13 protein-coding genes are annotated in these 14,708 nt (G+C 64.5%); 5 read left to right on the forward strand and 8 right to left on the reverse strand.

The features are described 5' to 3' along the window. Window positions 1–67 precede the first annotated feature (67 nt). Window positions 68–400, forward strand: a complete 333-nt coding sequence (locus Q362_RS0110475) for a hypothetical protein (protein WP_157470025.1) — start codon at window positions 68–70, stop codon at window positions 398–400. A gap of 96 nt (window positions 401–496) precedes the next feature. On the opposite strand, the gene Q362_RS0110480 is transcribed toward Q362_RS0110475, so the two are convergent. After that, window positions 497–1,603 (reverse strand): LbtU family siderophore porin, encoded by a 1,107-nt coding sequence (locus Q362_RS0110480; RefSeq protein ID WP_028318652.1) that lies wholly within the window; start codon window positions 1,601–1,603, stop codon window positions 497–499. A gap of 499 nt (window positions 1,604–2,102) precedes the next feature. Here Q362_RS0110480 and Q362_RS0110485 point away from each other — a divergent pair, with 499 nt between their 5' ends. The 3 genes from Q362_RS0110485 to Q362_RS0110495 all read left to right on the forward strand — a co-directional run bounded on the left by Q362_RS0110485 (window position 2,103) and on the right by Q362_RS0110495 (window position 4,800). Further along, a complete protein-coding gene (locus Q362_RS0110485) occupies window positions 2,103–2,945 on the forward strand; it encodes an alpha/beta hydrolase (RefSeq protein ID WP_028318653.1) in 843 nt (280 codons plus the stop codon). Further along, a complete protein-coding gene (locus tag Q362_RS0110490; RefSeq protein ID WP_028318654.1) occupies window positions 2,942–3,436 on the forward strand; it encodes a deoxycytidylate deaminase in 495 nt (164 codons plus the stop codon). Before Q362_RS0110485 ends, Q362_RS0110490 begins: the two co-directional genes overlap by 4 nt. A gap of 122 nt (window positions 3,437–3,558) precedes the next feature. Continuing rightward, window positions 3,559–4,800, forward strand: coding sequence for a DEAD/DEAH box helicase (locus Q362_RS0110495; protein WP_028318655.1), 1,242 nt, complete (start codon window positions 3,559–3,561; stop codon window positions 4,798–4,800). Between the two features lie 15 nt (window positions 4,801–4,815). Here the strand turns inward: Q362_RS0110495 and Q362_RS0110500 are convergent, their stop codons facing one another. From Q362_RS0110500 to Q362_RS22270, 4 genes are all read right to left on the reverse strand, one after another. Continuing rightward, complete coding sequence (locus tag Q362_RS0110500; protein WP_028318656.1) at window positions 4,816–5,106, reverse strand: hypothetical protein; 291 nt, start codon at window positions 5,104–5,106, stop codon at window positions 4,816–4,818. 34 nt (window positions 5,107–5,140) lie between these two features. After that, window positions 5,141–5,998, reverse strand: a complete 858-nt coding sequence (locus Q362_RS0110505) for a universal stress protein (RefSeq protein WP_035216387.1) — start codon at window positions 5,996–5,998, stop codon at window positions 5,141–5,143. Window positions 5,999–6,020: 22 nt separating this feature from the next. Further along, window positions 6,021–7,076 (reverse strand): sulfite exporter TauE/SafE family protein, encoded by a 1,056-nt coding sequence (locus Q362_RS0110510; protein ID WP_028318658.1) that lies wholly within the window; start codon window positions 7,074–7,076, stop codon window positions 6,021–6,023. Window positions 7,077–7,158: 82 nt separating this feature from the next. Continuing rightward, on the reverse strand, window positions 7,159–8,001 hold the full coding sequence (locus tag Q362_RS22270; RefSeq protein ID WP_157470029.1) for a universal stress protein: 843 nt from the start codon (window positions 7,999–8,001) through the stop codon (window positions 7,159–7,161). 515 nt (window positions 8,002–8,516) lie between these two features. Between Q362_RS22270 and lon the strand changes: the two genes are divergently transcribed. After that, window positions 8,517–10,565, forward strand: coding sequence for an endopeptidase La (gene lon, locus Q362_RS0110520; protein ID WP_028318660.1), 2,049 nt, complete (start codon window positions 8,517–8,519; stop codon window positions 10,563–10,565). Between the two features lie 82 nt (window positions 10,566–10,647). On the opposite strand, the gene Q362_RS0110525 is transcribed toward lon, so the two are convergent. From Q362_RS0110525 to Q362_RS0110535, 3 genes are all read right to left on the reverse strand, one after another. Next, window positions 10,648–12,009, reverse strand: coding sequence for a sigma-54-dependent transcriptional regulator (locus Q362_RS0110525; RefSeq protein ID WP_028318661.1), 1,362 nt, complete (start codon window positions 12,007–12,009; stop codon window positions 10,648–10,650). Window positions 12,010–12,018: 9 nt separating this feature from the next. Beyond that, window positions 12,019–13,449, reverse strand: a complete 1,431-nt coding sequence (locus tag Q362_RS20200; protein WP_035216412.1) for a sensor histidine kinase — start codon at window positions 13,447–13,449, stop codon at window positions 12,019–12,021. A gap of 146 nt (window positions 13,450–13,595) precedes the next feature. Further along, complete coding sequence (locus tag Q362_RS0110535) at window positions 13,596–14,705, reverse strand: ABC transporter permease (RefSeq protein ID WP_028318662.1); 1,110 nt, start codon at window positions 14,703–14,705, stop codon at window positions 13,596–13,598. Window positions 14,706–14,708 lie beyond the last annotated feature (3 nt).

Genomic DNA, 14,708 nt, shown 5'->3' on the forward strand with positions numbered 1-14,708 from the left:
TATAGAGCTGTTTCCGGAAGAACAGCACGAAACCATGCGGGATGCACGCGCGCAAAGGAGCGGACAAGTGGCGATTACACGTATTATTGTGGCCGACTGCATCATGGCCGGCAATTTGTTTCAGGAAGAGGGGTTCGACGTTGAACGGAGCGCCGACAATCTCGCCGACACGCGGGGGCAGATCATCGTCGATTATCTCGAGGCGCAGTATCCGGGGGTCGAGGTCTGCGCCGACATCGCCATCCAGCGGGAAGCCGGCCCCGGCCGCCCGGTGGAGGTGATCGTCTATGTCGGCGACGAGGAGATCGACCAGGTTGCCGGTGTCGCCATTCGGGAACAGCTGACCCTGCGGCTCGCGGAGGGCACTGCGGATCTGGCCTGGGCCGTTCGGGCCGCCTGAGTCGTTTCCGGCTGCGGCCCGGGCGCGTAGACTCACGGTTTCCCGCCTGTCCATGGGCTCGAACGCATCCCTCCGGCGTTCCGCCAGTGTCGCCGTTCAGAAACCGAAACCGATCTTGGTGGTGATGCCGTAGCCGTCCGTATCGCCGTTGTCGGCCATGTCGTCTTCCCTGTCCAGGTAATATTCGAGGCTGAACACGGTGGAATCGGAGAGGGCCACGGAGGCCCTGGTCCGGTAGCGCTCCTCGGGCAGATAGGCGTGCAGGGCCTCCGAGGACCGCTGGTACCCCACGGCCAGGGTCGTTTCCCGGCGCAGGAGTTCCGTGGAATAGGCGAGTTCGCTGCTCCAGGCCACGGGATCGCTCTCTTCGCCCGCCAGGGCAAGCTCGGTCGAGGTGCGGTTGTCCAGGGCATGGATGTAGCCGCCGGTCAGGGTCAGCGCCTTGTAGCTCGCCCCCAGGTTCAGGTTCACGCCGGGCAGTCTGTTGGTGGCCGAGCCGTCGCTCCCCGGTTCGTTCAGGGAGGGCTCCATACCCGTGGCGTCGCCGAGATCCTGAATCCACGTCACCCCGGCATTGACCGAGGTCTTTTTGTCCATGGCGTAGCGATAGGCCAGGGGAACCCGGCTGGAATTGCCGCCGCCGGCGCTGAGGTCGCCGCCGGTCGGACCGTGCGACCCGTTGCGTGAGGCCAGGATTGGGTCTGCCCCGAAGCCGGCGTCCATGCCGATGGAGATCGGGGGCTCAAGTCCGGGAAGAGATCTGAACGGATCGCCGAAAAACGGGGTGGATGGCCCGCCTTTGGCACCGACGGACCGCCCGGCGGTGTCGTTGCCGGAAGGTGAGAAGGCCGCCGGCAGACGCTTGCCGACGGGCAGGGACCGCTCAAGCCGGCCAAAGGCCCAGTGCGTGTCCGGGGTGGCGAGAACGCGGTCGATGATGTCCGGATTAAACGCGCCCAGGCCGAGATCGGTGAAGGAGTTGAATACGTATTCGTTGGCGGCGATCATCCCGGCCAGGTAGACGAACGGACTCGTCCGGCCCTTTTTTGCGCGGGTGAGCGGGCGCTTCGGGACGGCGAGCCTGGCCCCGGTCGCCGGGCTGGCCAACTGCGGGTGATGCTCTCCGTTTGCCCCGTTTTCGGCCGTGGCCGGAGCGGCAACGAGGAGCAGAGCCAGAACGGCGGCAAGGAGGTGTCGAGGCATCCCGTTTTTTGTCGAATGGCTGTGGCGCCTTGGGGATTGGCGGCGCCGGGTGCGCAGGGTGATCCTGTCCACCACAGTAAAAACATTCCGGCAGGAATGCAAGCGGTCTCGACGCGGCGACCGTGGCAGGCGCCCCGCAAGCAACCGGGGCGGTGGGGACGTCCGGGGACGACGACGGGAGCCGCGGCCCATCTTTTCCTGCGCGGAAGAACGACATTTTGACAAAGACGGCAACTTGGGGTAAGGAGCGGTGATCGATACCGCAGGAAAACATGACCCGATTGTGGCTTCAGTCCCCGACCCCCGTTCGTTCGTGCCCGCCATGCGCTCCGGTTCCCAGCATCCCGTGCCCGTTCGGCCATGTCGCCTGTGCCGGGCGCGCGCCGGCAGGTGGCGGCAACGCCGCACCGGCGTGGCGGGCTTGGCGCTCGTGCTCCTGATTGCCACCTGTCGGGCGGAACAGTCAACCCCCATCCATCCGTCTGCGATGCTTACCCACATGGACCGACCAGAAATCACCCAACTGCTCTTTCACCCTCTCAAGGTGGCCAGGAACACGCCGCCCGCAGGCGCCATCGACATCGACGTTCCGGTCGCCGCCGACGTGACCATCGCCTGCCGGCTGTACAGCCATGCCCCGACCTCGCCCACCCTGATTTTTTTCCACGGCAACGGCGAGATCATTCCCGATTACGACGAGGTCGGCCCGATGTACGTCCGGGAAAACCTCAATTTCCTGGTGACCGAATACCGCGGCTACGGCTGGAGCACTGGCACGCCCCTGACCAGCACCCTGTTGCCGGACGGCAACACCGTGTTCCTCGCCCTGAAGGATTGGCTGGCCGGCCACGGCTACACCGGCGCCCTGTTCGTCATGGGGCGGTCCCTGGGCAGCGCCTGTGCCATCGATGTGGCCTCCACCCACGAGGAGGCCATCGGCGGCCTGATCATCGAGTCCGGATTCGCCAGGACTTTGCCGCTGGCCAAGGTGCTCGGCATCGACCTCGCCGGCATGGGCATCGGCGAGGAGCAGACCTTTAACAACGGCGGCAAGATCGCCCGGATCGCCAAGCCGACCTTCATCCTCCACGGCCAGTACGACCAACTGATCCCGCTGTGGCAGGCCGAAACCCTCCAGGCCGAGAGCGGGGCCAAAAATAAGGAACTGCAGATCGTGCCCCGAGCCGATCACAATTCGCTCATTGCCGAGGCCGGACCGCTCTATTTTCAGGCCATCAGGAAATTCGTCGAGAAGGCGGCGGGCATCGCCCCGGACTGGCGGCAGCGGCGGCGGCAGTTCAAGGAACAGCAGGCCCGACAGAGCGCGGGGGAAACCCCATGACCACCAAGCGCACCGATTACCTCTCCTGGGACGAATACTTCATGGCCGTGGCCATCCTCTCCGGCCACCGCTCCAAAGACCCCAACACCCAGGTGGGCGCCTGCGTGGCCAACAGCCAGAACAAGATCGTCGGCGTCGGCTACAACGGCTTTCCCTGGCGCTGTTCGGACGACGAGCTGCCCTGGGCGCGGGAGGGCGACTATCTCGACACCAAGTATCCCTATGTCTGCCATGCCGAACTGAACGCGGTCCTGAACTCGATCACCTACGATTTGCGCGACTGCCGCCTCTACGTGGCCCTGTTTCCCTGCAACGAATGCACCAAGGTCATCATCCAGGCCGGCATCAACGAGATCATTTACCTTTCCGACAAGTACAAGGACACCGACGCGGTCAGGGCGGCGAAGATCATGCTGGAGAAATCGAGCACCGCCTACCGCCAGTTCTTTCCCTCCCGCGATTCCGTGCTCCTCAACTTCCGGGTCGATTGAGGGATTTAAACCGCAGACCCATTACCCATCAGCCGCCTCGCAGCCGGGCCGGCCGGAACGGCCCTGCCTTCCGGACAGGCTCGCGACCGCGGCGGCGCCACCACGAACCAAAAAGGAGTTGAATGCTTTTTCAAGCCCTGACCCTGCCCGAACCCCTCAGCCAGGGGATTGACGAGGCGGGTTTCACCGAATGCACCCCGATCCAGGCCCTGACCCTGCCCCTCACCCTCGGGGGCAAAGACGTGGCCGGCCAGGGCCAGACCGGCACCGGCAAGACGGCCGCCTTCCTGATCACCCTGTTCGACCGGCTTCTGCGGCAGGCGGGCGGCGGCGGCCAGCCACGCGCCCTCATCCTGGCCCCGACCAGGGAACTGGTGGTGCAGATCGAACACGATGCCCGCCTGCTCGGCGCCCACTGCGGCTTTTCCATCCTGGCCGTGTACGGCGGCGTCGATTACCAGAAGCAGCGCGAGACCCTGCGCGCCGGGGTCGACATCGTCATCGGCACGCCGGGCCGGCTGATCGATTATCTCAAGCAGAAGGTGTGCAGCCTCAAGGCCGTCGACATGCTGGTGATCGACGAGGCCGACCGCATGTTCGACCTGGGCTTCATCGGCGACCTGCGCTACATCCTCCGAAGCCTGCCGCCCTATGACCGCCGCCAGAACCTGATGTTCTCCGCCACCCTCAACCACCGGGTGATGGAGCTGGCCTACGAGTTCATGAACATGCCGGAAGAGGTGCGGGTGGATGCCGACCAGCTCACCGCCGCCAATATCGAGGAGGTGCTCTACCACGTGGCCAGCAAGGAAAAATTTTCCCTGCTGCTGGGCCTGTTGCGGCGCGAGGCCATGGAGCGGGTGATGATCTTCGTCAACACCAAGCGCGAGGGCGAACGGCTGCAGGCGCTGATGACGGCCAACGACTGCAAGAGCCGCATGATTTCAGGCGATGTCGCCCAGGAAAAGCGGCTGAAGATCATGCGGGACTTCAAGGCGGGGAAGCTGCCGGTGCTGATCGCCACCGACGTGGCGTCCAGGGGGCTGCATATCGAGGGGGTCTCCCATGTGATCAACTACGATCTGCCGGAAGACAGCGAGGATTACGTGCACCGCATCGGCCGCACCGCCAGGGCCGGGGCCACGGGTAAGGCCATCTCCCTGGCCGACGAACGGGGAGCCTTGTCGCTGGAGGCCATCGAGGCCTATATCGGCCACCCCATCCCCACCGAATGGGCCGAGGACGATTTGTTCGTCACGGATTTCAAGCGGGCGGCCAGACCGGTACGGAGCGGCAAGGGACCCAACGCGAACCGCATTCCCGAGGGCGGTGCCAAAAAACGCCCGCGCCGACGGAGAAGTTGAAGGCCGTTCAGGCTGCTACAGGCTGATCCTGGCGCGGGAGCGCCGGGCCTTTTCCTGCCGGGCCGGCGGACCTTCGGCCCGGTCCCGGACCGCGTTGCCGGGCGCCTCGTTGTTCGCCGCCCTGCCCAGCAGGTCCGCGCAATGGAAAAAGACATACCAGTCGCCGCGCTCGCCGGTGCGCGCCATCCGGGTTTCTTCCGGAGACAGGCTGTCGCGCCGGCCGCTGACGAACCGCACGGCAGTCGTGGCCAGATGAAGCAGGCCGATGGCCGCGATCAGACCGACAAAGAAAACGTTCCACGTCATTGTCCACCTCCTTGCTGATGCGCCTACGCACCGTTCACCTTTTTTTCACCACCAGGGTGGGGAGCGAGGAGAGGGATGTCACCCGCTCGACCACGCTGCCCATGAGGATATCGCCCAGGGCGGTCCGGCCGTAGCTGCCCAGCACGATCAGTTCGATCTTCTTTTCCGTGCCGTACTTGACGATGGTGGCATAGGGCGATCCTTCCCGGATCTCGGTCACCACCCGCACCCCCAGGCGTTCCCCCTGGCCGGCGAGGGTCTGGAGCGGCGGGAAGCTCTTGCCCCGCGCCTCGTCCAGCACCCCGTAACGGAAACCGCGTTCGACCGGGATGTCGAGCACGGTGAGGGCATGGACCTCGCCGCCGAAGGCCAGCGCCAGGTCGAGCGCCCGCCGCCCGGCCTCCATGCTGAAGCCCGATCCATCTATGCCCACGAGAATCCGCGAAAAATTGACCTCGGCATGCTCGGGCACCATGAGGACGTCGCAGGGGCTGCCGCCGATCACCTTGGCCGAGGTCCGGCCGAGCAGGACCCGCTCGATCCGCGTGCGCTTGGGATAGCCCAGGAGCACCAGCCCGACCTGCTCTTCTTCGGCGGCACGGAGGATCTCGTCGACCGGATCGCCCACGGTGTGGATGGTGCGCACGGCCTGCCCCTTCTCGGCGGCGGCCTGCCGCGCCTCTTCCAGGCAGCGCTTGAACGGCTCGCTGAGCTGTTCCTCGGCGTTGCTGATCTTCCAGCGGTGCATGTTCCCCTCGTAGCGGGGCGTCACCGAGATGGCGATCAGCTCGGCCTTGAGGAACAGCGCCAGCCGCAGGGCCTGTTGAAAAGCGGCCTTGCTGGCGCTTCCCGGATCGAGGGCGACGAGGATGGTGGCGATACGCGCGGGCATGATGGCCTCCTGGTGGTGTTCGTCAGACAAGGCCGGCCGCCTTTTCCAGGCGTCTGGCCTTGAACAGGCTGGCCAGGATGATCGAGGCGCCGATCAGCAGGGCCAGACACATGATGCCGAAACTCATCTTGGTCATGACCCCGACCATGGCATCGTTCACCGCGATCAGGTGCAGTTCGTTGAGATACTTGGGCAGGGCCAGGAACCGGCTGACCGCGACGATGAGCATGATCATGGCCATGACGTACTTGATCATGTAATCCTTGACGTAGGTGGTGCCGATCGCGCCCAACTGCACCCCGAACAGCGAGCCGGCCAGGATGATCATGACCAGGCGGATGTCGACCATGCCGTAGTAGGCCCAGATCAGGGTGCCGCCGAGCCCCATGACGAAGGCGATGACCAGTTCGGTGGCCGAGGCCACGATGCTGGTGACGCCGATGATGTACATCAGGCCGGGAACGCCGATGAATCCGCCCACGGCAATGGTGGCCGCCAGCATGCCGGTGGCCAGGGCGACCGGGACGAGGAACCACAGGCTGATGCGCAGGTTGGCCGCCTTGACGTGGATCATCGGCCAGAGCTCGATCTGTTGCAACCGCTTAGCCAGGCCCGTCCCGGACCCGGTTTCGGTCTGCGACCGCTTCATCCGCATGGCGTCGCGCATGACGAAGGAGCCGACCGTCACCAGTACCAGCACGAAGATGACGGAGACGTAGAGGTTGGAGCCGGCCTGGCCCCAGGTGTCGAGGATGTGTTTCTGGATCATGATGCCCGCCTGGACGCCGATCTCGGCGAAGACGCCCATGATGAGCCCGAGCTTGATGTCCACCTGGCCGTATTTGTAGCGCTTGATCGCCCCAACCAGGGCCTTGGGGAATTTGTGGCACATGTTGCTGGCCACGGCGACGGTGCCCGGAACGCCCAGGCTCATCATGCCCGGCGTGAGCACGAAGGCACCGCCGGAACCGATGAACCCGCTGACCAGGCCGCCGATGAATCCGACGAGGAAGAGGAAAATGATGGTATAGGCATTGAGATCGATAAACTGGATCACTTCACCGATGGGACCGTGCATGTGTCTGCTCCTGTGGTGTGTTCATGAATGGGTCTGCGTCGCGCTTGCCGCGACAAGGGCGGCCGGACGGCCGGGCGATCTCCTAGGCGTTGACCTGCAACCGGGGCCGGGTGTCGGGCCGGGGCGCCGTGTCCGTAACCTTCTGCTCGGGGGCGACCTGCCGGGCGGCGCTCTTCTTGGATGCCTCGATGCCCAGCGCGGACCAGAAGGCGCTGGTGAAGTTGCCGTGGAAATAGGAGACGGCGAAGACCGTGATCACCGGCAGGACGGCATAGACCCCGCCCTTGCTGAAATAGGTCATGACAACATCCTGGTAGGCGAACACCGTGGCGTACAGTGCCGAAGTCAGGGCCCCGAAGAGGACGCACTGGCGCACATACCGTTTTTTGCTGCTGGTGGACATGGCGAATACTCCTTGTGTTTTTTGGGTATGGGAAAGGGTCTTGCTGAAAAGACCGTGTCGGGCGGTTCGGACGGGAAATACGGGAACGGGCGAGGAGCGGGCCACTTCCTCCATGCGGATGCCCTTGTCGATGACGATGAACTCGATGCGCCTTTTGCTCCGGCACAGCCGGCCGACCACGTCGCCGACCTTGCCGGATTCGCCGAGATGCTCGACCGCCACGCTCCGGTACTGCGCCATCTCCGCCAGCAGGGCCGTGCTTTCTTCCATGGCGGCGGCAAAGAGCCGGCTGCGCCGGCCCCGATTGAACAGGGGCAGGGTGTCGACGTGAACGGCGAGAATCGCGTACCCCAGACGCTGGGACAGATTGACCGCATGCTCCATGACATGCTCGGACATGTGGCCGTTGCGGGTCAGTGCCATGATGAAGGACGGTTCGTTCGGTCGGGCCGGCGCAACAGTCCCGGTGTTCGGACCGGGCTCGGATTGGCTGAGGCGGATGGCGGCTGATTCGATGGGCATGGCGGTCGTGATGGTAACGGTTTGGCGTTTCGTGATGCCCGTGCTCAATCAAGATGCATGCCAAGGAAAAATGTTATGTAATTCAATGGTGTTATGTATTAATCTGTTTTTGATCCCCGGTAGGTCGCAGGGGGATGGTTGTTGCATTATGAAACGGTACCTGCGCCAATGGGCAGCAGGGGGCCTTGAGCGCTGTTGCATTTTGCAATAGTCAACTGAAGCGTGTAACAGGGCGCAACCGGCGGACCCGGTTACGGGCGCCTCGGGCCGGCGCATGCCGGGACCGGAATGGGGAACAACAGGGGGAAGGGAAAGGCGGCTTGAAGAGGGGATTGATCGGCGGCCCGCGGCCCGCGGGAGGCGCGCGGCATTGTTCTTGCAAAGTTCCGGTGGCCTGATAGAAAGAAAACAGGGCCGGACAGGGAGACGACAACCGGCGTACCTGCGGGGATGCGGCCTGCACCCCCGGCGGTCGCAGCCGTTTTCTCTCCGGGAAAAGCAAAGGAGAGCGCACTATGTTTTTCAGGAAAAAGGCGGAACAGAACGAAGAGCCGCAGCCGCGGCCCGAGGCGGCGCCCTCACCGCTTGAGCTGCTCCGGGCGCGGGCAGGGGAGGCGCAGCTCCCCCATGAGGTCATGGAGGCGGTTGCCGGCGAACTGGACAAGCTGGAGAAGACCGATGCGGCCATTGCCGAATATTCGGTGGGCATCAACTACATCGAGTTGCTGCTGTCGCTGCCGTGGAACGTTTCCAGCCAGTGCAAGCTCGACCTGGCCCGAGCCCAGTCCGTGCTCGATACCCGGCACTACGGCCTGGCCCAGGTCAAGCAGCGGATTCTCGAATTCCTGGCCGCGAAGACCCTGTGCAGCAAGGCCACCCAGACCATCCTCGTGGTCGACGACGAGGAGATCGCCCGCACCAACCTGATGCATGTCCTCGGCAGGGAGGGATACAGTTGCCACGGTGCCGCCAACGGGGCCGAGGCCCTGGAGGTGATGGCCCGCGACGAGATCGATCTGGTGGTCACCGACCTGAAGATGGAGCAGATGGACGGCATCGAGCTGCTGGAGCAGATCAACCGCATTGCCCCGGAAATTCCGGTGATCATGGTCACCGGCTTCGCCACGGTCAGCTCGGCGGTGGACGCCCTGAAGAAGGGGGCCGCCCATTACCTGGGCAAACCCGTCAACCTCGATGAACTGCGGCGCACCGTCAAGGACGTGCTGGAGAAGAAGCTGTTCGTCCAGATGGGCAGGGGGCCGATCCTCTGTTTCACCGGTCCGCCGGGCACCGGCAAAACCTCGGTGGGCAAGGCCATCGCCGAGGCCCTGCAGCGGCAGTTCATCCGCCTCTCCCTGGCCGGGCTGCGCGACGAGGCCGAACTGCGCGGCCACCGCCGCACCTACGTCGGCGCCCTGCCGGGCCGGATCATTCTCGAACTGAAGCGGGTCGGGGTCAACAACCCGGTGTTCATGCTCGACGAGATCGACAAGATCGGCCAGGATTTCCGCGGCGATCCCGCCTCGGCCCTGCTCGAGGTGCTCGATCCGGAGCAGAACGTCCACTTTACCGATCACTATGTGGAGCTGCCGTTCGACCTGTCCCGGATCATGTTCATCGCCACGGCCAACGACCTGAGCAAATTGCCGGGCCCGCTGCTGGACCGGATGGAGTGCATCGAGTTCACCGGCTATACCGAGCGGGAAAAGCTGCACATCGCGCGGCAGTTCATCCTGCCGCGGCAGCTCAAGGTGGCGGGGCTGTCTCGGTCCGCGGTCAAACTGACCGACGAGGCCCTGTCGCGGGTGATCAACGACTACACCAGGGAATCGGGCCTGCGCGGCCTGGAGCGGCAGGTCGCCGATGTCTGCCGCAAGATCGCCATGCTCTGCCTCAAGTCCCCCGGCCGGCAGGACAAGCAGACCCTGCTCGACGCCCCGGCCGTGACCAAGCTGCTCGGTCCGCGCCGGTTCCGCCGGGAGGCGGCCGAGGCCGATCCCCAGCCCGGCATCGCCACGGGCATGGTCTGGGCCGAGACCGGCGGCGAGATCATCAGCGTCGAGGCGGCGCTGATGCCGGGTTCGGGCACCCTGCTCCTCACCGGATCCCTGGGCGAGGTGCTGCGCGAGTCGGCCCAGACCGCGCTCAGCTTTCTGCGCAGCAAGGCCGGCGATTTCGGCATCTCCGAATATTTTTTCAGGAACGCCGATGTCCACATCCATTTCCCCTCCGGCGCCATCCCCAAGGACGGCCCCTCGGCCGGGATCACCATTTTCGCGGCCCTGCTGTCGCTGCTCACCGGGCGGGCGGCCCGGCGCGACGTGGCCCTGACCGGGGAAATGACCCTGACCGGCCGCATTCTGCCGGTCAGCGGCATCAGGGAAAAGGTGCTGGCCGCGAAGCGGGCCGGGGTGCAACTGGTGCTTTTGCCGGAGGCCAACCAGGAGGAGGTGGAGGCCCTGGAGGTCGATGTGGTCGAGGGGATCCGGCTGCAACTGGTGGCCCAGGCCGGCGAGATCATCGAGCCCCTGTTCGCCCGGCCGACCTTCATCCTGGCCTCGTGACCGGCTCGCCCGGCCGACCTTCATCCTGGCCTCGTGACCGGCGGTCGGGTCCGCAAGAGAGAAAAGGGGAGGGCGCCGCCGCTCAGGTGTCCGGGTGCTCCAGGCCGTAGCGCTTGATCTTGCGCCAGAGCGAGACCCGGTCGATGCCGAGGATCTTCACCGCTGCCGAGCGGTTACCCTCGACTTCGTCGAGGACTTCGAGGATGTACTGTTTTTCGTGTTCCTCCAGGGTGTGCCAGTCCTCGCGCTGGTCGCGGACCGCCACCCCTTCGCTGTCGCCGAACACGGCGGCGAGGTGCTGGGCTTCGATGACATCGCCGTCGCAGGTGATGAGCATGCGCTGGGCGATGTTTTCCAGCTCCCTGATGTTGCCGGGATAATCGTAGAAGAGCAGCCGCCGTTCCGCCTCGGGCGAGAGCAGCGGCACCGGCCGGCCCGGCCGGGCATGCTTGGCGAGGAAGTGGCGGGCCAGCAGGGGGATGTCCTCCTTGCGCTCGGCCAGCGACGGCACGGCGATGGTCAGCACGTCGAGCCGGTAGTAGAGGTCGGAGCGGAAGGTGCCGGCCTCGACCTCGCGCTTGAGATCCTTGTTGGTGGCGGCCAGCACCCGGAAATCCACGGCGATCTCCTCGGTGCCGCCCACCCGGATCAGGGTCCGCTCCTGGAGCACGCGCAACAGCTTCACCTGCATGGCCAGCGGCAACTCGCCGACCTCGTCGAAAAAGACCGTGCCCCCCTCCGCCATTTCCAGCAACCCCTTCTTGGCCTTGCCGGCCCCGGTGAAGGCCCCCCGCTCGTAGCCGAACAGCTCGCTGGTGATCAGTTCCTCGGTGAAAACGCCGCAGTTGAAGGCCACGAACCGTTTGCGGGCGCGGGGGCTGAGTTCGTGGATGGTCCGGGCGACCAGTTCCTTGCCGGTGCCGGTTTCCCCTTGAACGAGCACGTTGCAGTCGAGCTGCGACACCTGGTTGATGGTTTCCCGCAGGGCCTGCATCTTGGGGCTCTGGCCGACGATGCGCCCGCTCCCCCTGCCGGCGTCGACCTGTTCCCGCAGGGAACGGATCTCCCGCCGCAGCAGGCTCTTTTCCAGGGCCTTGTCGACGATGGCCCGCAGTTCGTTGATCTTGAAGGGCTTGGCCACATAATGATAGGCGCCCTTGCGCATGGCCTCCACCGCGGTATCGACGCTGGCGTGGCCGGTGATGACCACCACCTCGACGGCCGGCCACAGCTGCTTGGCCTCCTCCAGCACGGCCATGCCGTCGATGCCTTGCATGCACAGATCGGTCAGGACCAGGTCGACCTCTTCTTTCCGGAGAATGGCGACGGCTTCCCGGCCGTCCGCGGCCACCCGGACCGCGTGGCCGTCTTTGGCGATGATGTGGGCGAGGTTGTCGCGGGCGATGGGCTCGTCGTCGACCACCAGGATTGTGCGTTTGGACATCGCTCTTGCTTACGGTTCCTTGGCGTCGGGATAGGGAAGGCGGACAAAAAAGGATGTACCCTGACCGGGGCTGCTTTGCACGGTAATGTTGCCCTGATGTTGCTGAATAATCCCGTAGACGACCGACAGGCCGAGGCCGGTGCCCTGGCCCTCCTCCTTGGTGGTGAAGAAGGGATCGAAGATGCGGGCCAGATTCCGCTCGGTGATGCCCAGACCGGTGTCGCTGATTTCGATGACCACCTCGCGGGCCGCGGCATCCACCTCGGCGGCGATGGTGATCCGCCCCTGCCGCTCGATGGCCTGCGCCGCGTTGATGATCATGTTGATGAAGACTTCCTGCATCCGCTGCACGTCCATGGCCAGGACGAGGTCGTCGGGGATGCGGATGGAGACGTCGATGTCCGGGGGCACCTGGCTCTTGGCCAGCAGGGCCGCCTTGTGGGCGATCTCGGCCAGCGAGGCCCGGCGCAGGGTGAAGTCCTGGCTGCGGGCGAATTCGAGCAGGCTTTTGACCACGTCCCGCGCCCGCAGGGTTTCCTGGTCGATGTTGTGCAGCATCCGCTTGAGCAGGGGCGCGTCGCCGGCCTCGAATTCGTCGATGGCGATCTGGCACGAGGTCGAGATGTTGTTGAGCGGGTTGTTCAACTGGTGGGCCACGCCGGCGGTGAGGGTGCCCAGGGAGGAGAGCTTTTCCGCCTGGATGAGCTGGTCCTGGCGGTGCTCCAGTTCCTGGACCATGATGTTGAAGGCCTCCATGACCTGCTGGATTTCGTCCTTGGTGTTGATCACCTCGATCCTGCTAAACCGCCCCCGGGCGATGGCCTGCGTGGCCCGCTTGATGGCGGCCAGCGGCTTGAAGACAAAGGAGACGATCAGCAGGGAGAGGATGATGCCGATGAAGATCGCGACGGAGGACCACACGATCAGCTGCTCCCGCAACAGCGAGACCATCGAGTGGATCTGGGTTTTCTCGTCGTTGACGATATGCTCGCTTATCTCCGAAATAATCTTGCCGTAATGCCTGATTTCCTCGGTGGTCGCCTGGTAGTGTTCCAGGTTCGTTTTCTTGAGGGCCAGCAGTTCGTAGATGTTTTTCGTGTACGCATGCATGTGCGTTTCCAGTTCCCTCAATTTCGGAATGATGACCAGATCCTCGTCATGCTGGAGGATGGCGTCGCTGATCTCCGATGCCTTCTGGATCATGGTGATGCTGTCGTAGAGGGAGTCGTCGCTGCCGTACAGGAAATAATTCTTTTCGTATCGCCTCGATTCCAGGATGTTGTTGTGGATGTTGTAGGCCAGTTCCAGGATTTCGACCTTCTCTTCGGTGGCGACGAGATCGTTGTAGGAGACAACCCCCATGATGGTCACGGAGGAGATGTAGAAGAAGAGGACGAGGGTGATCTTGGCGATGACGCCGAAACGCAGAAGTTTTCTCATACCGGTCCGCATGCTCCCCTGATGCAGTGATCGATCGGCCATGACGCCGTCCGGCGGGCGCCTGCCCGCGCTGTCCCGCCCCGATATTCAAGCACGCTTCATGCCAGCAAAGTCGAAGAAATGCCCGCCGGTCGCCATCGCCGCGCTCAGTACATCCGGTGCCGGAACAGCCAGGTGGCGAGCGAGAGCGTGGCCACGGCGATGAGCGACATCGGCCAGAGATCGTTCCAGAAGTATTCCGACCCCGCCCCTTCCAGGAAGACGCGGCGGACAATGGTGAGAAAGTAGCGCATGGGGTCGAGATAGGTCAGGGCCTGCATGAAATCCGGCATGTTGGCGATCGGGGTCGAGAAGCCGGACAGGGTGACCGCCGGGACGATGAACAAAAACGAGCCCAGCAGGGCCTGCTGGAGGGTGGCGGAAAAGGAGGAGATCATCAGGCCGATGCCGATGATCGACAGCACATAAATAATGAGCGCCGGATACAGGGTGAGCAGGTCGCCCACCAGCGGCACCCGGAACCAGTAGACGGCTGCGGCCACGATGAGCGAGGCCTCGCCGACCCCGACGATCAGGCCGGGCATGGCCTTGCCGATCAGGATTTCCCAGGGCCGGAGCGGCGTAACCAGCAGCTGGTCGAAGGTGCCGGCCTCGCGCTCGCGGGCCACGGACAGGGCCGTGACCACCAGGGTGACGATCATGGCCAGCAGGGCCACGATGCCGGGGACGATGAACCAGCGGCTCTCCAGGTTGGGGTTGAACCAGGCCCGGATGGCGAGCCGCGCCGGCAGGCTGGTGCCGGTGGTCTGTTCGATCCGTTCCTCGTTGAAGTCGGTGATGATGGAACGGACGTAATTGAGCGCCAGCATGGCGGTGTTGGAGTTGCGGCCGTCGATGAGCGCCTGCACCGCGCAGCTCTCGCCCTGGGCGACATTGGCCGAGCACTGCTCGCCGACACGGAGCACCAGCAGGGCGCCCTTGCGGTCGATGAGCGGCTTGATCTCCTCCTCGGAGCGCAGGTAGCCGACCACCTCGAAGGCCGGGGACCGCTCAAAGCGGCCGATCAGGTCGCGGGAAAATGCGCCGCTGTCCTCGTTGTAGATGGCCAGGGTCGCGTGCTCCAGATCGAAGGTGGCGGCGTAGCCGAAGATCAGCAATTGGAGGATCGGCGGCACGATGACCGCCAGCCGGCTTTTCCTGTCCCGGAACAGGGCGAGGAATTCCTTGACGATCAGGGCGAGGAGACGGGGGCCCACAGC

The sequence above is a fragment of the Desulfobulbus elongatus DSM 2908 genome (assembly GCF_000621145.1).
GTDB lineage: Bacteria > Desulfobacterota > Desulfobulbia > Desulfobulbales > Desulfobulbaceae > Desulfobulbus > Desulfobulbus elongatus.